The following is a 21,043-nucleotide window of genomic DNA, read 5'->3' on the forward strand; positions in this document are numbered from 1 at the left end:
CAATTATTTGATAAATGCGAATGCATCTGCGTACATGTTTTCGCGTATTGCACCATGAGTAATAAAGTCATCACGCACTATACCTATCATGTCAAAACGACCGGCCATATAAATATCGTACGGTTCAAGCGATACAATATCTTGCATTACTGCTTTGTGTACATAGCCAGTATGACCTTGCCAATTAGCAGATGGATTTTCTACCACAGGGATAAACTCAAAGTTTTTGTGGCTATCGGCCCATGTTTGCATTTCTGTATGTGCGTATAAAGCAGATTCTTCTTTTACACCCCAGTAAAATAATACAGGGCGGTCGCACTTAATTTCAGCTAAGTGATCAGCCATTGATTTTGCGTATGAAAAACCAGTACCACCGGCAAGTAAAATAATAGGGCGCTCACATTGCAGGCGCAACTGTGAAATACCTAAGCCAGCTTCAATGTCTACTAACTGCCCAGTGGTATGGGCGTTTCGTAAATGTTCCAGCGATTGCATTGCATACGAATCGGCACCTGACGCGCCAATATGCAGTTCTATTGCATCGCACTGTGAAGGGCGACTAGCTATAGAAAAAGCACGTTTGTCTTTTTCGCCCAATACGAGTTGCATGTATTGGCCAGCTTCAAAGGTCACAGGTTGTTGTGGCTTTAAAATTACTTTATGAACAAATTCTGTAAGTGGGCTGATAGCTACAACTTCAGCTTTTAATGTTTGCATTTTTTACCTTTTAGCAGCGCTTTTAACAGCAGATACGCAATCGAATGACTCGATTCTAGCATATCTGCAGGGTTATTTTATAGCCTGTTATGTACTTACATATAAACACTTAAAGAATATTAAGGCTTTCCCAGATATCATCTACGCGGTCTTTGGTGTCTTTATCCATAACAATAGGCTCGCCCCATTCGCGGGTGGTTTCGCCAGGCCATTTATTGGTAGCATCCATTCCCATTTTTGAACCAAGGCCAGAGACTGGCGATGCAAAATCGAGATAATCAATAGGTGTGTTTTCTATTAATGTTGTATCGCGCGCTGGATCCATTCGGGTTGTTATAGCCCAAATAACATCTTCCCAATCGCGGGCGTTAACATCGTCATCGCACACAATTACAAACTTGGTATACATAAACTGACGTAAGAACGACCAAACTCCCATCATCACGCGCTTGGCATGGCCAGGATATTGTTTTTTCATTGTTACAATCGCCATACGGTACGAACACCCTTCAGGCGGAAGGTAAAAATCAACGATTTCAGGAAATTGCTTTTGTAATATCGGCACAAACACTTCATTAAGTGCTACACCTAAGATCGCAGGCTCATCAGGCGGACGACCAGTAAATGTACTATGATAAATAGGGTCTTTACGATGCGTTAAGTGAGTCACGGTCATAACAGGAAAGTCATCTACTTCATTATAGTAACCAGTATGATCGCCATAAGGGCCTTCTGGCGCCATTTCACCTGGCATAATGTAACCTTCAAGTACTATTTCTGCACTGGCAGGGACTTGCAAGTCATTGGAAATAGATTTAACAACTTCGGTTCTGCTACCACGTAATAAACCAGCAAACGCATATTCGCTTAATGTGTCGGGTACAGGCGTTACTGCACCTAATATAGTAGCAGGGTCGGCACCTAGTGCTACCGAGACAGGGTAAGGTTGCCCAGGATTTTCTTTACACCATTCTTGAAAATCAAGCGCGCCACCACGGTGTGATAACCAACGCATAATTATTTTATTTTTGCCTAATAGCTGCTGGCGATAAATACCTAAATTTTGGCGCTTTTTATAAGGCCCTTTAGTTACGGTAAGGCCCCAAGTAATTAATGGTGCTGCGTCACCTGGCCAGCAATGCTGAATAGGTAATTTAGTTAAGTCTACATCATCACCTTCTAAAACTACTTGCTGACAAGGCGCTTTTTTAACTTCTTTTGCTGGCATATTAAGCACTTGCTTAAAAATCGGTATAGCGCCTAGAGCTTCTTTAATGCCCTTTGGTGGATCTGGCTCTTTTAAAAAAGCGAGTAGCTTACCTACTTCGCGCAGCTCACTAACATCGGTTTGGCCCATGCCCATTGCTACGCGTTTTGGTGTACCAAATAAGTTTGTAAGCACCGGCATATCGTAGCCTTTTGGGTTTTCAAATAATAACGCGGGACCTTTAGCACGCAATGTGCGATCAGATATTTCGGTCATTTCAAGATACGGGTCGATTTCTTGGGTGATACGTTTAAGTTCGCCTTTTTTTTCAAGCAAATCGATAAAATCACGTAGATCTTTATATTTCATTGTGGGCCGCTATTAAGCAAAAGAGTTGAAGTATTATACCCAGTTCATACAAGGCAAGTCATTATTTGCACTCAAAACTTAGAGTACCCTCAATACAGTTTAAATATGTATGAGTTAATTAGTTTTTAACTTGGCTTTATAGGGTGGTTATTCTTTTAGTACGCTTTATTACTTTATTTAGTTCAGCATTGAATTGGATATATTATTTTTTACTCTGTAACGCATTGGTATTTTTTTCCTGTAATTATTAGCATTGCGTTGTTACCTTTCCCCCAAAATAAAACATCTTCATTTATATATTTATTACCGGATGCACTTCTTTCGCGATTAAGTAAATAAGTATGATTATTGAAAGTAAGCTCAGCATTGCTCTGATTAATAACATTAAGATTAACAGTGCTTTTATCACATAAGTAGGTGGTACTTATTTGCGGGTCGTTACATGCCGTTAAGCTAAGTAAACCGGACACTATAGCCAAATATACTTTCATCATTCCTCCATTTACTTTTAAGCCATGATTTTTAGATGACTTATCTGTTTTGTTTGTATGAGAATAACAAAGCAAAATTAACCGTTGGTGAAAATTACGCTTTACGTTATGTTTATAGCAATATTTTTTGAGCTCGGAAGCTTTATGGCAGGCACTAACCTTTTAACGTTATTAGACGATATAACCACTTTACTTGACGACATTGCGACTATGAGTAAGGTAGCAACAAAAAAAACGGCTGGTGTACTAGGCGATGACTTAGCACTCAATGCCCAGCAGGTTACAGGTGTTGCAGCAGAGCGTGAATTACCTGTTGTTTGGGCTGTAGCAAAGGGCTCATTTTTAAATAAAACGATACTCGTACCCGCCGCTTTATTAATAAGCGTATGGCTGCCTTGGTTAATAACACCTCTGTTAATGATGGGTGGTTTGTTTTTATGTTTTGAGGGAGCTGAAAAAGTATTTGCTAAGTTTTTGCCTCATCACAATGAAGTGGTAGATGAGGATGAAAAATTAGACTTAGTCGAATACGAAAAGCAAAAAATAAAAGGCGCAATAAGAACCGACTTCATTCTTTCTGCCGAAATTATTGTTATTACTTTAGGCACAGTGGCGAGTGCTACATTGCTTAACCAAGCTTTAGTGCTTTGTGTTATCGCAATTATAATGACGATTGGCGTTTATGGCTTGGTGGCCGGTATTGTAAAGCTGGATGATGCTGGGCTTTATTTACTTAACCAATCTAAAGTGTCAGCAAATAAATTTAAAGAGTTACTCGGAAAAGGCTTACTCGCAGCAGCACCTAGATTAATGCAGTTTTTAGCTTTTGCAGGCACCATTGCAATGTTTTTAGTAGGCGGCGGGATTTTAGTACATGGCGTTGAGTTACTACATCATACTCAGTTGGATGTAACAAGCTATGCTCAGTCTGTTGCTGGCGGCACAGGAGAAGTATTAGCGCCTCTCTTGTTTGATGGTTTACTAGGCGTTATTGCTGGCTTAGTTGTTGTGCTTGTACATGTAAGTTATACAAAGTTATTTAAAAAACAATAGATACAAAAAAGCATCATTTTGGTTACATTCTATTTAATTTTATATATTATGGCTTCTTGTTGTTAATACAGGGAATTATGATGAATTTTTTTTTAAGATATAGCTTGTTGGTACCTCTGTTATTGGTAAGCTTCTTTAGCTTTTCAAAGCAGCCCCAAATCCCCGTGGAGCACTTTAGTAAAAATAAAGAGTTTAATCACGCTACTATTTCTCCTGGCGGCGAATATTTAGCCGTTATAAACAAAGTTGCTGGTAAAGATGCACTTGTTATTTTTGATACTAAAAACTTTAAAATGCTTCACGCAGTTGCCTTTGAAGGAAATGCCCAAGTTGGTGATTACCATTGGGTTAATAATGAGCGAGTTGTCGTTACTAAAGAGTACCTAAAAGGATGGCAAGACCACCCAGAATATCATGGTGAAATATTTGGCGTAAATGCTAACGGGGCTAGAGGTAAATATTTAATTGGTTACCATGGTGAAATGCAAACAGGTACACGCCTTAAAAGGCAGACCCCATTGTACGGAACTTCATTTGTATTAGATCCCTTAGTTACTAACAAAAGAAAAATGTTGGTAGTTACCTACCCTTGGACCTCGAGTAATGAACCTCATACTATTGTATATGAAGTAGATGTATATACTGGCAAAAGAAAGCAAGTCACTTTGTCTCCATCACGTATGGCCGAATTTTTAACTGACCACGATGGTAATGTTCGTGTTTCAGTATCTACAGATAACTATATAGATGCAAAAATACATACTAAAGAAAAAGAAGGTGGTGACTGGAAGAAATTAAATTTAGGAGAAGTTAATTATGGCGATATTAGATTAAGAGCTTTTGATAAATCTGGTGACAGCATTTATATGACTGCTTCTGTTGGTGGCGAAGCTGAAGGGTTGTATAAACTAAATCTAAATACTAAGGAAATAGAATTAGTCCATCAAGAACAATATGTATCTCCAAAAAGAGTATGGGTTGATGAAGCTTCAAAAGAGTTATTTGCAATAGAAAGTGAGTTAGGTTACCCAAACTATGCTTTTATAGATAAAGATTCTCATAAGAGTGTTCGCTTAAAATCTTTGATAGAAGCATTGCAAGGCGACCAAGTGCAGTTAGTCAGTAGCACCTCTAATGGCGATATTAATGTTATTTACGCATCAAGTGATACCAATCCTGGTAAATATTACTTATACGATGGGGTGCAAAATAAGCTAAGAATATTATTTTCAGCGCGTGGCTGGCTGAACGAAAATGAGCTTTCAAAAACAAAACCTGTTCAATATAAAACTCGGGATGGTCTAACTATTTATGGTTATTTAACTGTTCCTAATGGTGTTGAAGGTAAAAACTTACCTCTAGTTGTAATGCCCCATGGCGGTCCACATGGTCCTCGTGATTATTGGGGTTATGATTCTGAGGTACAGTTATTAGCAAGCAGGGGAATGGCTGTACTAAGAGTTAATTTTAGAGGTTCAGGTGGCTTTGGTCGAAACTTCGAAGAAGCAGGCTATCAAAAGTGGGGTTCTGATATACAGTTTGATATTATTGATGGTGTTAAGTTTTTAATTTCTAATGGCACAGTAAACAAAAATAACATTTGTATAATGGGATCAAGCTTTGGTGCTTATTCAGCTTTGCAGAGCGCTATTTTAGAGCCTGAGATGTTTAAGTGTGCCATAGGCACTGTTGGTATTTATGATTTACCGCTAATGTTTGAAGAAGGTGATATCTCAGGGCGTAGTACAGGACAAAATTATCTTGAAAACGTTTTAGGCACTGATGAAGCTGTTTTGAAGGCATTTTCACCTAGTTATAATGTAGATAAGCTTAAAGCCGCTGTGCTCATAGTTCACGCAGGTGAAGATGCGCGAGCTCCTATTGAGCAAGCCGAATCATTAGTGGCTGCATTGAAAAAAGCTAACCACCCTTATAAATACGTGTTATTGGAAGATGAGGGCCATGGTTTTTACAAAGAAGAACACAGAACTGATTACTACAAACAAGTACTTAGTTTTTTAGATAAACATTTAGAGTTATAAAAGAATAAAGCAGTAAGTAAGAAACTTACTGCTTTATTCACATATAATTGTTTTACAAAGAGATTCCAATTCAAATTGTGCTTTAGTATTTTTTTGCTCTATGGCCCTTTTATACCAGTAAATAGCTTGTTGATGATTTTGAGCTATTCCTTCACCATCACGATACATCTGCGCTAAATTTAATTGCCCCCACTGAGAGCCTGCTTCAGCAGCTAATTTAAAGCTATCAAATGCTTCAACAAATAATCCATCTTTAAAATAAATAATGCCTTGTTGATTATTTTTATCGAGCTTTAAGCCTTTATATAGTGGCTTAGGTTTAGGAGGAAACATCACAAATCCGCCATAAAGGCTGTTGGCATATGGGCGTAGTACGTCGTAAATAACTTCGTCATTATATAAGCGCTTTATTTCATTGCGGGGGAGAGTAATGGTGTTAGTTGAAAAATAGTTATTTTGTACCAATTGGCTAGTACGCATTGCCAGCGTAACACTGTTGTTTCGTTTATAGCTGTAGTTACTTACTTGAAAGGTAGTAAATTGCGCGTCAAAACTTATCACCTGAGCAATTTTTAGGTTTGTAAGAGTCCAAGGTTCATGGGTAAATTTATCAGCCTGTACTAAATAGGTATCGTATAGTTTTGGTGTGCTTAAGTAATTTTGCTTTTGAGCTTCGTTATCAAGATGCTGTTGATAAAAGAAGGTGATTATCCAAAGCAATAAAAAAGTGCCAATAAAGTACTTAGGTAGGCTTAGTTTTTCTATTAATGGTAGTTGCGTTATTTTTACAGGTTCGTCTTTTCCGCATTGATAGCACTCGCGTTTGTAATTTAATTTTAAGGCGAGCATGGGCAAAATACTAAATCGTAAATAGCGGCTTTTATTTATTAAATGGTAGGCGTCGCTTTGACAGTGAGGGCAGCGTATTGTTTGTGCAAAATGTGGAAATGATTCACTCGTGTTGAAAAGTAACATAAAGCACGCTCCTTGTTTAATTACCTAAAGGTAAAACAAGGAGCGCATTAATCAAAGCAACAAACTGTAAGTAAGTATGTCAGTTACTGTTTAACCTGAGTTCAGGTTATTTAGTTTGTGCTTTAGGCTTAATTGTTGTTTTTGCATCAGCAGCCATTAGAGCAAATACGGCGTATGCTGCGGTATTTTGACGAAGCTTAGCAGGTGTTACTTTATCAAGCGTATCGTCAGCTGTATGGTGGTAATCAAAGTAATCAGTTCCATCTTGAGCAAGTTCAAAAATAGGTGCTGACGTTGCATTCTTAAGTGGAATTAGATCCGGGCCTCCATTCGCTTGGTTTTTACCAATGTATTCAACATTTAATGGTGCAAGCTCTTTTGCTATTGCGCGTACTACAGGAAGCGAAGCGGCATCTACATTTGACTCAAAAGCGTATACTACATCGGCACCAAAGTCAGACTCAGCGGCTGCAACAATATTGCTTAACTCGTTTTTATGCTCTTCAAAATAAGCTTTTGCACCCCAAAGACCTAGCTCTTCAGCTGCAAAAAGTACCACACGAATACTGCGCTTAGGACGTTTTACATCGCTAATATGTTTAGCGGCTGCCATTGTTAGTGCAACGCCTGCGCCGTCATCTAGTGCGCCAGTCCCTAAGTCCCAAGAATCTAAATGCCCGCCAATTAATACATATTGCTCAGGGTTTTCGGTACCATTAAATTGGCCAATAACGTTATAACCTGTTCCTTCACCTAGATTTTCGGTTTGCACATTAATATTTACCGACACGTCTTTATTTAATGCAATAAGTCGTGCGATTTGATCTGCATCTGGGTTAGCAATTGTTACATTAGGTATTTTTGTAACACCCTCTTTGTAGTAACTACCGCCAGTGTGTGCAAAACGATGATGGCCGGTACTTACTGATCGCATCATGTAGGCAACAGCCCCTTTTTTAGATGCTTCTATAGCGCCTGTGCCACGTGCTTTTACAGCAGGTCCGTAACCATTGCCGTCTATATCGCGGTTCATGCGGTAATTAATATACGCAATTTTACCTTTTAGGCTGTTTGCTGGTGCTGCAATTAGCTCATCAAGTGTTTCGAATAAGACTACTGGCGCTGTGATCCCATCTTTAGGCGTGCTTATACTGTTACCTAATGCAGTTAAATGTAGAGGTTGCTCGCTTGGTGTTAGTATTTTTCCGCTTTCGCTATAACGGCGCCATTCAGGAAAAGTCGCTTCTTCAAGCCATACTTTATCAAAACCAAGCTCATTAAATTTAGCTTTAGCCCATGCCACTGCTTTTTTATCATTTTCAGTACCAGGTAAGCGAGGGCCAACCTCAGTTGTTAATGACTCTAGTAATTTATAGCTTAGATCACTATTTAGAGCAGAGGTGCGCACTTCATTGACTTGTTGTAATTGCTTTTGGGTAAATTCGGCGTTGTTAGCGTTTGCAGCCATACTGCTAGTAAGCAGCAGTGCGGTAATTAATTTTTTCATTTGGGTAAGCCTTTTTAATAATTAGCGCTATTAGAACATGTAACAAACATGATAAAAAATAGATGAGATGAATAGGCTTTGTAATAGGTTTAATGCTGTTAGGTATAAACGTTTAGATATAAAAAAAGCCCGCATAAATGTACGCGGGCTATATTTTAACACTGTTATTTAAGGCATTTAATTAAAAGCTAAATTGCGCTGCTAAACGAAGATTTGTACCCTCGCCAACAGTTACATTACTCGTGCCGCCACCACCTAAATAGCTTTTATCAAATAAGTTTTCGATGTTAAGGCGTAAGTTAATATCGGTATTGCTTAAGTTAAACTTATAAGTGGCGCCAACATCAACACGTGTATATGCATCTTTAGTAATTGTATTATCGCTATCTGCAAAGCGCTCGCCTTCATAAAAAGCACCAGCGTTAAAAGCAATCGCATCATTTAGCTCATAACGAGTCCATAGAGATGCTGACCATTTAGGTGCGTCGGTCGGGCGTTTACCTTGCAGCTCCTCATTCGCTCTTTCATAGTTCGCATCTAAATACATCGCAGAGGCCATTACAAATAAACGATCTGTTGCAGCGCCTTGTGCTGCAACTTCAAAGCCTTTGTGGCGTTGTTCACCAACCTGATTTGTCTCGGTTGTAACTGAGCCAATAGGAGCCTCAAGATCTTCAGTTACCAGCGTTCCGTTTTTACTTATATCGAAAACGGCACCACTAAGCAGTAAACGGTCATCAAGCAGTTGCCATTTTATACCTAGTTCTCTTTGTTCAGAGGTAACAGCATCTATTTCCATACCGAAGTTGATATCTTTATCATTAGTGATGGTTTCATTTTGTGGCTCAAAACCTTCTGTATAACTGGCATAGATAGTGGCCGATGCATTTGGATGATAAAGTACGCCAAATTTAGGTAAGAAAGATTCGTTATTTTGGCCTTCACGTGTTTGCTTATCAAAGCGAGCACCAACAGACACCTGCCATTGTTCAGAGAAAGTAATTAAGTCTTGCGCATATAGACCATAGTAGTCGTATTCAGTTTCGCTTTTAGTGAGATCTGTTTTATAGCTGATATCTGGACGGGCAGGTTCATTTTGTCCTGCTGTAAAACTAAATGAATCAGCAGATGTACGCAGTTGACCATAATAGTAGTCAAGCGAGTTAGCACCAATTAGAAATTGGTGTTGTATGCCAGCCATTTCAAATTCACCAATAAAATCGATAAATGTTGTTTTAAACTGCCAATCATCAAAGCGATCGTATGGATTCGAGGTGTATGTATTAGTTTGCGCGTCGTAAGAATTTCGACTAGGAGATGACTCAAAGCGTTGGCGCTCAAACGTTTGTTCGTTGTAACCAAGTTTTACTTGCCAGTTATCGGTTAAAAATACTTCTAGGTCTACACCTAGGTTTTCTACGGTAATATCGGTAAACGCCCAAGACATATCACGGATTGTTTTATCGTTACCAATTATATTGGCATTATCGTCTATCCATGCGCCAGTATCTAAACCTGCTTCGTCATCTGTGCGGTCGTAATGCACACGTACTAATGCGTTATCGCTAATATCGTAATCTACAACTAAAGCACCTAAAAAGCGGTCGCGTTCACGGTTTTCACCGTTTTGGTACTCACGCCAGTAGTCAACGTCTTGCTTTACTAAAATCCCGCGAGCACGTAAATCTTCAGATTCAGTTAATGCGCCTGCAGCATCTACCATAAAGCGAGTTGAACCATGCTGATCTACATCGGCACTGGCATTAAATAATGTTTGTGCGGTAGGCTTTTTAGTTACCATGTTAACCAAGCCACCCGGGCCTGACTGACCATATAAAATACTTGATGGGCCTTTAATTACTTCAACTTGCTGCAAAATTTCGATTGGTTGCTGATAGTGCGACCAATGCTGATGACCGTCGCGTAAATAACCTGTCGATGAGCTCAGCTCAAAGCCGCGTAAGTTAAATACCTCACGATTTCGTTGTTGTGAGCCTGCCGTTAAGCTGGCGTCATTTGTGAGTACTTCGCCAAGTGTAGTGGCAAGCTGTTCGCTAATAATAGTGTCGGTTATTACAGTGACAGATTGTGCAGTTTCAAGTAATGAAGCTGATGTTCTCATTGCGCCATTAGCGTTATCTACTTTGTAATCGTTAAAGTAGCTACCCTTTACTTCTATGCGTTCAAGGTCGGTAGTGTTTGCATATGTGCTTGTTGTAATGCTTGCTAATAGTGCTATGTAAATAGAATTCAGTTTCATTAATTGCTTCCAGCGCAGGTATGTAAAAAACAATCGCGATCTTAATGCAAACTACTATCATTTTCAACACCTTTCATTAACATGTTTTATAATGTGTTTGTTAATGGTTGCTAATTACGAATTCTGCTATTATTAGCGGCATATTTAGTGGGGCTTTCCCCCACGTTATTTTTATTGCTATGGAACTTACTGTGACTTCAACTGCTTTTTCATCTTTGGCTTTACCGGCTGGACTCGTTGATAATTTATCAACACTTGGCTATGCCCACATGACACCCGTACAAGCACAAAGTTTACCGCCTGTACTTGCTGGTAAAGACATCATTGCTCAGGCAAAAACCGGTTCAGGTAAAACTGCTGCGTTTAGCTTGGGTGTACTCGCTAAATTAAACGTAAAACGCTTTCGTATTCAGTCGTTAGTTTTATGCCCAACCCGAGAGCTTGCTGAGCAGGTTGCGGTTGAAATGCGAAAATTAGCGCGCGGTATCCACAATATTAAAATATTAACGCTATGCGGTGGTGTATCAATTGGTCCTCAAATTGGCTCGCTTGAACATGGCGCGCATATTATTGTTGGCACGCCTGGGCGTGTTGACGACCATATTCGTAAAGGTACTTTACGTTTAGATGATGTTGAAACATTGGTGCTTGATGAAGCCGATCAAATGCTTGATATGGGTTTTCAAGACACACTTGATGCAATTATTGAGCGTATTCCACAAAATCGTCAAACATTGTTATTTAGTGCTACATTCCCAAGAGCTATTGAAGCAATTGCTAAGCGTGTACTTAAAAACCCAGAAATGGTGAAAGTAGAAGAAGAACAAGCCAAAAGTACAATTAAGCAGTACTTCTACAAAATGGATAATAATAAGCAGCGCTACCCAACGCTAAAATTATTACTACTTAAATTTACACCACAAAGCTGTGTTGTATTTTGTAATACCAAAGTAGAAACACAACAAGTGTGTGACGATTTAGCTGACGAAGGCTTTAGTGCTGTTTCGCTACACGGTGATTTAGAGCAGCGCGATCGTGAACGTACGTTAATTCACTTTTCAAATAAAAGTGCTTCAATACTTGTTGCTACCGATGTTGCTGCACGTGGTTTAGATATTGATGATATGGATATGGTTATTAACTACCATTTGGCACATGATACACAAACACATGTTCACCGTGTTGGTCGTACTGGGCGCGCTGGTAAAAAGGGCATTGCATGCTCTATTTACGGTGAAGCAGAAGCGTTTAAAATTGCTCAAATAGGCGAACATTACGAGCGTGATATTACGCCAGAGCAAATGCCACCATTTAATTTATTAGACAAGCCGCCGTACCGCCCTGAAATGGTTACTTTAATGATTGATTCAGGTAAAAAGCAAAAAGTGCGCGCTGGTGATATTTTAGGTGCTTTAACGGGTAAAGATGGTGTTGCAGGTCGTCAGGTAGGTAAAATTAACGTACTTGATAACGTAGCATTTGTTGCTGTTGAACGTAACTCATCAAAACCAGCGCTTCGTAAATTAACCGAAGGTAATATTAAAGGGCGAAAAATCCGCGCTCGTCGCCTTACTCGTTAATTTAAACTTCTAAATTAATAGATTAACGAGCAGCTACCTTTAGCTGCTCGTATTGTAATTTTATTTTTTTAAACTTCACTTCACACCCACTTGGTTTATCTGGGTGCATTTGTAACGCAAGTTGTCTCCAGCGCTTTTGAACGTTTTTAAGAGTAAAATTTTCAGGTAACTTCCATTCTAAAGCCAACTCTTTAAATTCATTTTCATTTAAAGCCTGTTGTGGCGATGTCGTTTTAAACTGACGCCAAAAGCTATTTAAAAGCTCATCAATCTGCTCTTCACTAGTATCGTAATTATGCCAATCTAAATAATAATCTCGCAAATTCTCGCTTGTTGTTACTAAACTATTATCTCCTTTTTCTAAAAGCTCGATATGCAGAGCTGAAATGAGTAAACTCTGAGGGCGTAATTGTGCCTGCAGTTGGTACAGTGCATTCATAATTAAAAAGTTACGTTTAAATAAATCACGTTCAGGACTTTTATCGAGAGTGGTCATAGCGCTGCGGTTGGTCAGTTCTGCTGCTAAAGTATGAACTTGCCAAACCTGCTTTGTTAGTATTAGCTCAAAAATCTCATCAATCAGTGGGTTAAGCATTGTTTAGGCCCTAGTAGTTGGTGTATCTTCAATAAAGATTACACTGATATAAGTAACGGTTTGAAGGATTAAAATTATGCTGGGCAAGTTAAAATGCCTCTTATTTACTATATGTTGTGTACTAATAGCTCCTGGTTATGCCCAAAATACTGATTCTTTATTTGAGCAATTCAAAAACGAAGTACAGTGGGAGCCTAAATTACAATTAGCAAACATGCTACTTACTAATAAAGATGCCTCCAAAAAAGAGCAGGTCGCTGTTTATTCGGCATTGGGTAATAGTGCGTTATCGGCTGATAATTTTAAAGAATCTTTACACTATTTTAAATTACTAGAACAACATACTTCAGATACATTCTTTCCTGATGAGCACTTTCGTGCAATTAAAATGCAAGGTGTGGTGCTCTTCTATCAAGGTTTATTTCAAAAAGCCATTATTGAATACAGCCGCACCCTAGTATTAGCTGAAAAAAATGAGCAATTACTTGAACAAGCAAATTTACTCAATAATATTGGCTTGGCCTATTTTAATATGAACAAGTTAGGCGATACTCTAGAGTTTTATTTAAAAGCAAAAGCTATTTATGAAGCGCACGGCAGTGAACAAGATCAAACCGATATACTACTTAATATAGCTGGCGTTTATATACGCTTATCACGCTACGATAGTGCGTTTAGTCTTTATCAAGATGTACTTAAAGTTTATCAGCGATTAGATGATAAAAGCGGTATTGCGCAGGTATATAACAATATGGGTGTTGCTCATATGGAGAGCAACCAATTTGATTTAGCACTACATTATTATCAGTTAGCGCTGCGCTATTATATTTCAGCTAATGATTATAATAAGTTATCTACACAATATACTAATTTGGCAAATACTAATTTAGTATTGAAAAAAGTTGATGAAGCATACGAGCAAGCTAAATTAGGTGAGTACTATGCGCTTAAAATAGATAACCATAATTTAGAGCTTAATGCGTTACATGCGCTGGCTAAGATTCAGTTTGTTAAGGGCAATTTAGATGAGGCTCAAATAAATTTAGATCGAGCTATTTTACTTGCCCATGAATACGGCAGTGAGCGAATAATTAGGGAAAGCTTGGGGGCCAAAGCACTTCTTGAAGCGAGTAAAGGCGATTATTCAAGTGCAATGGCTTTGCAACAAAAATACATTAGTGAGCTGCGAAAACTCAGAAGTACGGCAATTATTAACGCGCTAGCGGTGCTTCAGCATCAATTTAAAGCAACGCAATTAAACCAGGAAATAGAAAAACTTAAACAAGATCGCCGTGTGCAAGAACTGAAAATGTCGCAGCGTTCTCAGCTTACTTTATTCTCTTTTTTACTATTACTTTTAGTTGTAGTAACGGGTATTGCACTTTACCGTCGTGGTGCAGAAAAACGCGCTAAGCAGCAGTTAACTGAACAAGTTACGCAACGTACCGCAGAATTGCAGGCAATTGCACAAGAGCTCAGAGAGGCCAATGATGTTAAAAGCCAGTTTTTAGCTAATATTAGTCACGAAATTCGCACTCCACTAACGGCTATTTTAGGGCAAACAGATGCCTTAATTAATGAATTATATGAGCCTGATTCACTTAAAGATGAATTAAGAGTAATTCAGCGTCACAGTGACCATTTAAAAAGCTTAATAAATGACGTACTTGATTTAAGTAAAATTGAAGCCAATAGGTTAGAGTTAAATATTTCGTGCTTTGATATTGTCGAGCTCGTAAATGACGTACATGCCATGTTTATTACCCAAGCAAAAGCAAAAAATCTACACCTTATTTTAGACAATCAAGTGGGTAATGAGTTTTACACTAAGCTCGATTTGATTCGCGTAAAGCAGATTCTTATAAACTTATGTGCCAATGCTATTAAGTTTACTCATGCTGGCCAGATCATCATTGCTTTAAATAAGAGTGATCAAGGGCTGGTTATTATTATAAAAGATACCGGTATTGGTATGAGCTCTAAACAGTTAAAGCTTATTTTTGAATGCTTTAGCCAAGCAGATAACAGCATTAGCCGTCGCTTTGGTGGTACAGGGTTAGGCCTTAGCTTATCACAACAATTAGCCGCGATGATGGGCGGTTATATTAGCGTACTAAGCGAATACAAAAAGGGCAGTCAGTTCTCGTTCTTTTTACCGTGCGCAGAAGTAAATAAATCGCAAAGCATGATTGAAGCTCAAAGTACTTCTAAGGAAAATAAGCGATTGGCGGGTCGTGTTTTACTTGCGGAGGATCATCCTGATAATCGTAGGTTAATAAGCCGCTATTTACGCTCAATGGGACTCGAGGTTATTGCTGTTGAAAATGGTGAGCAAGCGGTAGAGCAGTGCTTAAAAGAATACCCTGACTTAGTATTACTCGATATTCAAATGCCAGTGATGGACGGGCGTTCTGCTTTCCAACTATTGAAACAGTGTGGTTTTGAGCGGCCTATTTTTGCTTTAACAGCAAATGCTATGAGTCATGAAGTAGATAGTTACTTAGAGTTAGGGTTTACAGGTTACTTAGGTAAACCGATAGACAAAGAGTCATTTTATAAAGCGCTCTCTAATCACCTACATAATGCAGAAGATCAGCCAATTATAAAGCAAAATGAAGTTGATATGAGCGATCTTGTGATTAGTTTCAAGCAGAGCTTTGCTTTGGAGAGTGAAACGATTACCCAGCATTTTATAAGCGAAGATTTAGGTGCGCTACAAAAAGATAGCCATCGCATTTTAGGGGCTGCACAAATGTTTGGTTTGGATGAAATTGCGCAATCGGCTAAAAATTTAGACAGAGCACTTCTACACAGAACCCAAAAAAGCAGTGCAAATGATTTTAAAGCGCTCGTTGATACACTGCAGAGTGTACTTAAAAAGTATAATGAGAGTTAAACTGTATTTAATCCAGACACAAAAAAAGCGCCTTAGGCGCTTTTTTTATTCAATTAAAACGCTTTTATTGGCGTCTCATCGAATCAAAAAATTCATCATTGGTTTTGCTCATCGATAGTTTATCGATTAAGAATTCCATTGCATCAATTTCAGACATGTCATGAACAATTTTACGTAAAATCCAAAGCTTTTGAAGTTCATCTGGTTTTGTTAGTAATTCTTCACGACGAGTACCTGAGCGGTTAAAGTCGATAGCTGGGAATACACGTCTTTCCGCAATTTTACGGTTAAGGTGAAGTTCCATGTTACCAGTACCTTTAAACTCTTCGTAGATAACTTCATCCATTTTAGAGCCAGTATCGATAAGAGCTGTAGCTATGATTGTTAAGCTACCACCTTCCTCAACGTTACGTGCAGCACCGAAGAAGCGCTTAGGTTTATGTAATGCGTTAGCGTCAACACCACCAGTAAGTACTTTACCTGATGAAGGAATAACGGTGTTATAAGCACGTGCTAAACGAGTGATTGAATCCAATAAGATAACAACATCTTTTTTATGTTCAACTAGGCGTTTTGCTTTTTCGATAACCATTTCGGCAACTTGTACGTGACGAGAAGCTGGCTCATCGAACGTTGATGCAATAACTTCACCTTTAACTAGGCGTTGCATCTCTGTTACTTCTTCCGGACGTTCATCAATAAGTAAAACCATTAATGTTACATCAGGATGATTGTGCGTAATTGATTGTGCAATATTTTGAAGCAGCATTGTTTTACCCGCTTTTGGCGGAGCTACTAACAAACCACGTTGGCCACGGCCAATAGGAGATGCTAAATCAAGTACACGGGCTGTAATATCTTCTTTACTGCCGTTACCACGTTCCATGCGAAAACGTTCGTTTGCATGTAATGGAGTAAGGTTTTCAAAAAGAATTTTAGTTCGAGAGTTTTCAGGTTTATCAAAGTTAACTTCATTTACTTTAAGTAAAGCAAAGTAACGTTCACCGTCTTTAGGTGGACGAATAAGACCTGAAATTGAATCGCCAGTACGCATGCTGAAACGGCGAATTTGGCTAGGTGAAACATAAATGTCATCTGGGCCAGCTAAGTAAGAGGCTTCTGATGATCTTAAGAAGCCGAAACCATCTTGTAAAATCTCTAATACACCGCCGCCGAAGATATTCTCTCCGCCTTTGGCATGGGATTTAAGAATGGCAAAAATGATATCTTGCTTTCTTAAGCGGGCTACGTTTTCGAGCCCCATGGACTCAGCTAAGTCTACAAGCTCTTTAATGGACTTGTCTTTTAATTCGCGTAAATGCATATTGGTGGGTTCTTTATTACAGTTGTCATACTCAAAATCGCTTTGATCGTTGAGTGAGGTTTGTTGAATATAACTAAGGATTAGTTGGCTTTATAAACTAGCAGTTCACTGGCAAAGCGTCCAGTCTTTATACAAAATAAATTTAAAAAAGGGCAAAAAGCCCTTTTTATTGTTCTAGCTTACAGTTAGATGTTGTTTTCTAAAAACTCGATAAGTTGAGTTTTTGAAAGAGCACCTACTTTCGTTGCAGCTACTTGGCCATCTTTAAAAAGAAGTAAAGTAGGAATACCACGAATACCAAATTTTGGCGGTGTGCCAGCATTTTGGTCGATATTTAATTTAGCAACAGTCACACGGCTGTCGTATTCATCAGCAACTTCGTGAAGAATAGGGGCGATCATTTTACAAGGTCCACACCATTCAGCCCAGAAATCAACTAGTACTGGTTTGTCTGATTGTAATACGTCAGCTTCAAAGCTATCGTCAGTAATTTGGATTATTTTCTCGCTCATTGCGCTCTCCGATTTAGTTAGGCGAAATATTTAGTGCGTATTTAAACACTCTTGTTTCTTATTGCAAGTTTAAACGTTATGCTTAAACGCTATGACTAAGACACATTTAACCGATAAAAAGTTTTCAGACTTTGCTATCGCACCGGAAGTGGTTGCCGGTTTAACCGAGAATGGGTTTGAATATTGCACACCTATTCAAGCAAAATGCCTACCTTTTATTTGTGATGGACGCGATATCGCGGGCCAAGCTCAAACTGGTACAGGCAAAACGTTGGCGTTTTTAACTGCCACGTGCCATCGGTTATTACAATCTAGCAAAGCACCTAGTAAACATCCAAGAGCCCTGATCATGGCCCCTACTCGGGAGCTTGCGATTCAGATACACAAAGATGCTAAAATTTTAGCGCCGCACTGTAATCTTAACTTAGGTTTAGTATATGGTGGCGAAGATTACGAAAAACAACGTGCACAACTAGAAAAAGGCGTTGATATTTTAATTGGTACTACAGGTCGTCTAATTGATCTGTATAAGCAAGGCTGTTACACCCTTAATGAAATTGAGGTAGTCGTGCTTGACGAAGCTGATCGTATGTTCGATTTAGGTTTTATCAAAGATATTCGCTATATGTTCGATCGTATGCCAGATACATCAAAGCGTTTAAACTTATTATTTTCTGCCACATTATCGTACCGCGTACAAGAATTAGCTTTTGAGCACATGACAAACCCAGAACATGTTCAAATTGAACCTGACGTTAAAACGGGTAAACGTATTCAAGAAGAGCTATTTCATCCTTCGCAAGAAGATAAAATTAAGCTGTTGTTAACCTTAATTGAAGAAGAATGGCCAGAGAAAGCAATCGTGTTTGCAAATACTAAGCACAGTTGTGAAACTGTTTATGCTTGGCTTAAGTCAGACGGTCATCGTGTAGGCATGCTTACTGGTGATGTTAACCAGAAAAAACGCCAAACTATATTAGCGCAGTTTAGCAAGGGCGACTTAGACTTTTTAGTTGCTACTGATGTTGCAGCGCGTGGTCTTCATATTCCAGAAGTAAGTCATGTATTTAACTTTGACCTACCTGACGATTGCGAAGATTATGTACACCGTATTGGTCGTACTGGTCGTGCTGGCGCATCAGGCCACGCAATCAGTTTTGCGTGTGAGCAATATGCTTATAACTTGCATGAAATTGAAGAATATATAGAGCACAGCATTCCTTTATCTCATTATGATAAAACAGCATTGCTAGATGATTTAACTCAGCCTATTATTCAAAGAAAGCGCAACTATTCAAATGGTCCACGTAACCGTAGTAATAACAGCGGACGTCGCCCAAATAATAGTTACCAAAAAGGACGGTCGTAAGCGACTGTTTGTATAAGTAGTAGTAACTAGAGGTTTTTGAACGGTGGGGCAACTTAAACCGCAAAAAAATGTATACGCAGTTATTGATTTGGGCTCAAATAGCTTTCATATGCTTATAGCCAAATCAATTGCTGGCGGTCTACAAACAATTGGACGTGTTAAACGCAAAGTCCGATTAGCCGCAGGGCTTGATAAAGATAACGTATTGAGCACTGAAGCAATGCAGCGAGGCTGGGAATGCCTTGCCCTTTTTGCTGAGCGTCTACAAGATATCCCAGATAAAAACATCACCATAGTAGCAACAGCTACCTTACGGTTGGCAACTAACGCCGAAGTATTCAAAAACCATGCAGAAAAGATTCTTGGCCATAGCATTAATGTTATTAGCGGAGAATTAGAAGCGCGCACAATTTATAAAGGTGTTGCTCATACTTCATCTTGTACTGGCAAACAGCTTGTTATTGATATTGGTGGTGCAAGTACCGAAGTTGTAATTGGTAAAGCATTTGATGCCTTACATTACAAAAGCCTCAATATGGGGTGTGTTACCTATCTTGAACGCTACTTTAAAGACTGCCAATTAAGTAAGGGTAACTTTAACGCAGCTATAAAGGCAGCTCGTACAGTCATTGATGAAATTTCTCCAGAATATAAAACAGCGGGATGGCAAATTGCATCTGGTGCTTCTGGCACAGTGCAAGCAATTCAAGAAATTATGGTCGCTCAAAATCTTGACGATTTACTCACGCTTGAAAAGCTCAACACTATAAAAGAGCAAGCAATTGCATTTAGCACCATTGCAGCGCTAGACCTTCCTGGATTAAGTGAAGACCGTCGACTGGTATTTGTATCAGGACTCGCAATCTTAATCGCACTATTTGAATCTCTTGAAATAGAAAAAATGGGATTGGCGGGTGGAGCACTGCGTGAAGGTGTTTTATATAGCATGGTTCCGGAGTTTCATAATAACGACATTCGTAAACGCACAGTTGATGGGTTTATGAGTCGTTATCACGTTGATAAAAAACAAGCGTGTCGAGTTTCAAGCTTGGCTATGCAGTTAGCCATAAGTATTGATAAAGATTGGCCAATTGAAAGTTTAAATGGGTTACCACTATTAAAAGCGGTAGCGCAGCTTCATGAGATTGGATTACTAATAGAATATAAGCAGTACCATAAACACACCGCTTATATTTTGGAAAATACTGATATGCCTGGTTTTTCACAGTCAGAGCATAAATTAATAGTAGCGGTAGCTGATGCGCATCGTTCTGATTTTCCAAAAGGCTGCTTTAATTCACTCGGCGTAAATAGTCTATTAGCGCAATATATAGTGAGATTACTACGAATAGCAGTCATCTTATCAATGCGCAGACAAGATGATGTACTGCCTAAGTTTGAGTTAACTGCTAAAAATGAAGTGTTAGACCTTAAGTTTGAAAGTAACTGGTTAAAAGATCATCCATTAATGGCTAGCGAGCTACAACAAGAGTCTAAACAGCAAGGTAAACTTGGGTGGAAGCTCATAGTAAACTAATTAAAAAGGTCCATCAGGGCCTTTTTAGTGTTTAAAGTAACCATTTCGATGTAAATATGTGCGAACAGCACATTATTTCAAGTTTTCTTCAAAAAAGGGTTGATCTGTTTTCTTATCTCCCTATAATGCGACCCCACTGAGACGGGAAACGCCAACGCATAGCGAGGCACGAACAACTCAGGGTGTTAAGTAAAACTTAGTTTGAATCTTTTTAGAAAGTTTAAACTTAAGTGTTGACAAAAAAATAGGAAAGCGTAATATGCGCAGCCCTAGCGAGATAAAGTTTAACTTTAATCGCAACGTTCTTTAACAATATAAAGCAATCATCTGTGTGGGCACTCGTACAGATTGAGTTCTAACAGCCAACCTACTTCGTTCTTTATTGAGCAAGTAACGAGGCAAACAAATTAGAGTCTCAATTGAAAACTGAGTGACCAACAGAATAGTTATTTAGGTAATTATTCGGCACAGTCAATTCAATATCGAAAGATATTAAAATAAATTCAGAATTCATTGAGCTGTCGAAAGACATAAAACTTTTTAATTGAAGAGTTTGATCATGGCTCAGATTGAACGCTGGCGGCAGGCCTAACACATGCAAGTCGAGCG

The 21,043-nt window shown here is 38.8% G+C and carries 15 protein-coding genes and 1 rRNA gene; 7 read left to right on the plus strand and 9 right to left on the minus strand.

The window, feature by feature from the left end:
* Nucleotides 1-3 precede the first annotated feature (3 nt).
* The 3 genes from fre to I6E80_RS17325 form a co-directional block, all read right to left on the minus strand.
* Nucleotides 4-717, minus strand: coding sequence for an NAD(P)H-flavin reductase (fre, locus tag I6E80_RS17315; RefSeq protein WP_024589658.1), 714 nt, complete (start codon nucleotides 715-717; stop codon nucleotides 4-6).
* 109 nt (nucleotides 718-826) lie between these two features.
* The gene (gene ubiD, locus I6E80_RS17320; protein WP_170072756.1) at nucleotides 827-2,293 is read right to left on the minus strand and encodes a 4-hydroxy-3-polyprenylbenzoate decarboxylase; all 1,467 of its coding nucleotides are present in this window, start codon (nucleotides 2,291-2,293) and stop codon (nucleotides 827-829) included.
* Nucleotides 2,294-2,502: 209 nt separating this feature from the next.
* Nucleotides 2,503-2,784, minus strand: a complete 282-nt coding sequence (locus I6E80_RS17325) for an MliC family protein (protein ID WP_024598835.1) — start codon at nucleotides 2,782-2,784, stop codon at nucleotides 2,503-2,505.
* A 144-nt stretch (nucleotides 2,785-2,928) separates the two neighbouring features.
* Between I6E80_RS17325 and I6E80_RS17330 the strand changes: the two genes are divergently transcribed.
* Nucleotides 2,929-3,837, plus strand: a complete 909-nt coding sequence (locus I6E80_RS17330; RefSeq protein WP_197186076.1) for a DUF808 domain-containing protein — start codon at nucleotides 2,929-2,931, stop codon at nucleotides 3,835-3,837.
* A gap of 80 nt (nucleotides 3,838-3,917) precedes the next feature.
* A complete protein-coding gene (locus I6E80_RS17335) occupies nucleotides 3,918-5,879 on the plus strand; it encodes a S9 family peptidase (RefSeq protein ID WP_197186077.1) in 1,962 nt (653 codons plus the stop codon).
* A gap of 33 nt (nucleotides 5,880-5,912) precedes the next feature.
* On the opposite strand, the gene I6E80_RS17340 is transcribed toward I6E80_RS17335, so the two are convergent.
* The 3 genes from I6E80_RS17340 to I6E80_RS17350 form a co-directional block, all read right to left on the minus strand.
* Nucleotides 5,913-6,854: a tetratricopeptide repeat protein gene (locus I6E80_RS17340; RefSeq protein WP_197186078.1), complete on the minus strand. Its 942-nt coding sequence runs from the start codon at nucleotides 6,852-6,854 to the stop codon at nucleotides 5,913-5,915.
* 106 nt (nucleotides 6,855-6,960) lie between these two features.
* Nucleotides 6,961-8,361, minus strand: a complete 1,401-nt coding sequence (locus tag I6E80_RS17345) for a M20/M25/M40 family metallo-hydrolase (protein ID WP_197186079.1) — start codon at nucleotides 8,359-8,361, stop codon at nucleotides 6,961-6,963.
* A 181-nt stretch (nucleotides 8,362-8,542) separates the two neighbouring features.
* Nucleotides 8,543-10,621, minus strand: coding sequence for a TonB-dependent siderophore receptor (locus I6E80_RS17350; RefSeq protein ID WP_197186080.1), 2,079 nt, complete (start codon nucleotides 10,619-10,621; stop codon nucleotides 8,543-8,545).
* Nucleotides 10,622-10,812: 191 nt separating this feature from the next.
* On the opposite strand from I6E80_RS17350, the gene dbpA reads away from it, so the two are divergent.
* Nucleotides 10,813-12,201, plus strand: a complete 1,389-nt coding sequence (dbpA, locus tag I6E80_RS17355) for an ATP-dependent RNA helicase DbpA (RefSeq protein WP_076925590.1) — start codon at nucleotides 10,813-10,815, stop codon at nucleotides 12,199-12,201.
* A gap of 22 nt (nucleotides 12,202-12,223) precedes the next feature.
* Here dbpA and I6E80_RS17360 read toward each other — a convergent pair whose 3' ends face one another.
* The gene (locus tag I6E80_RS17360) at nucleotides 12,224-12,796 is read right to left on the minus strand and encodes a DNA-J related domain-containing protein (RefSeq protein ID WP_197186081.1); all 573 of its coding nucleotides are present in this window, start codon (nucleotides 12,794-12,796) and stop codon (nucleotides 12,224-12,226) included.
* A gap of 76 nt (nucleotides 12,797-12,872) precedes the next feature.
* Here I6E80_RS17360 and I6E80_RS17365 point away from each other — a divergent pair, with 76 nt between their 5' ends.
* Entirely contained in the window at nucleotides 12,873-15,692 is a 2,820-nt protein-coding gene (locus I6E80_RS17365) for an ATP-binding protein (protein ID WP_197186082.1), read from the plus strand.
* A 64-nt stretch (nucleotides 15,693-15,756) separates the two neighbouring features.
* Here the strand turns inward: I6E80_RS17365 and rho are convergent, their stop codons facing one another.
* Entirely contained in the window at nucleotides 15,757-17,016 is a 1,260-nt protein-coding gene (rho, locus tag I6E80_RS17370) for a transcription termination factor Rho (RefSeq protein ID WP_002960945.1), read from the minus strand.
* 185 nt (nucleotides 17,017-17,201) lie between these two features.
* On the minus strand, nucleotides 17,202-17,528 hold the full coding sequence (trxA, locus tag I6E80_RS17375; protein WP_002960942.1) for a thioredoxin TrxA: 327 nt from the start codon (nucleotides 17,526-17,528) through the stop codon (nucleotides 17,202-17,204).
* Between the two features lie 91 nt (nucleotides 17,529-17,619).
* Between trxA and rhlB the strand changes: the two genes are divergently transcribed.
* The 3 genes from rhlB to I6E80_RS17390 all read left to right on the plus strand — a co-directional run.
* Nucleotides 17,620-18,897: an ATP-dependent RNA helicase RhlB gene (gene rhlB, locus I6E80_RS17380; RefSeq protein ID WP_024598841.1), complete on the plus strand. Its 1,278-nt coding sequence runs from the start codon at nucleotides 17,620-17,622 to the stop codon at nucleotides 18,895-18,897.
* Nucleotides 18,898-18,940: 43 nt separating this feature from the next.
* Nucleotides 18,941-20,434, plus strand: a complete 1,494-nt coding sequence (gene gppA / locus I6E80_RS17385; RefSeq protein ID WP_197186083.1) for a guanosine-5'-triphosphate,3'-diphosphate diphosphatase — start codon at nucleotides 18,941-18,943, stop codon at nucleotides 20,432-20,434.
* Between the two features lie 541 nt (nucleotides 20,435-20,975).
* Nucleotides 20,976-21,043 (plus strand): 16S ribosomal RNA (locus I6E80_RS17390); the annotation flags it as partial.

The organism is Pseudoalteromonas sp. NSLLW218, assembly GCF_015864775.1.
Classification (GTDB): domain Bacteria; phylum Pseudomonadota; class Gammaproteobacteria; order Enterobacterales; family Alteromonadaceae; genus Pseudoalteromonas.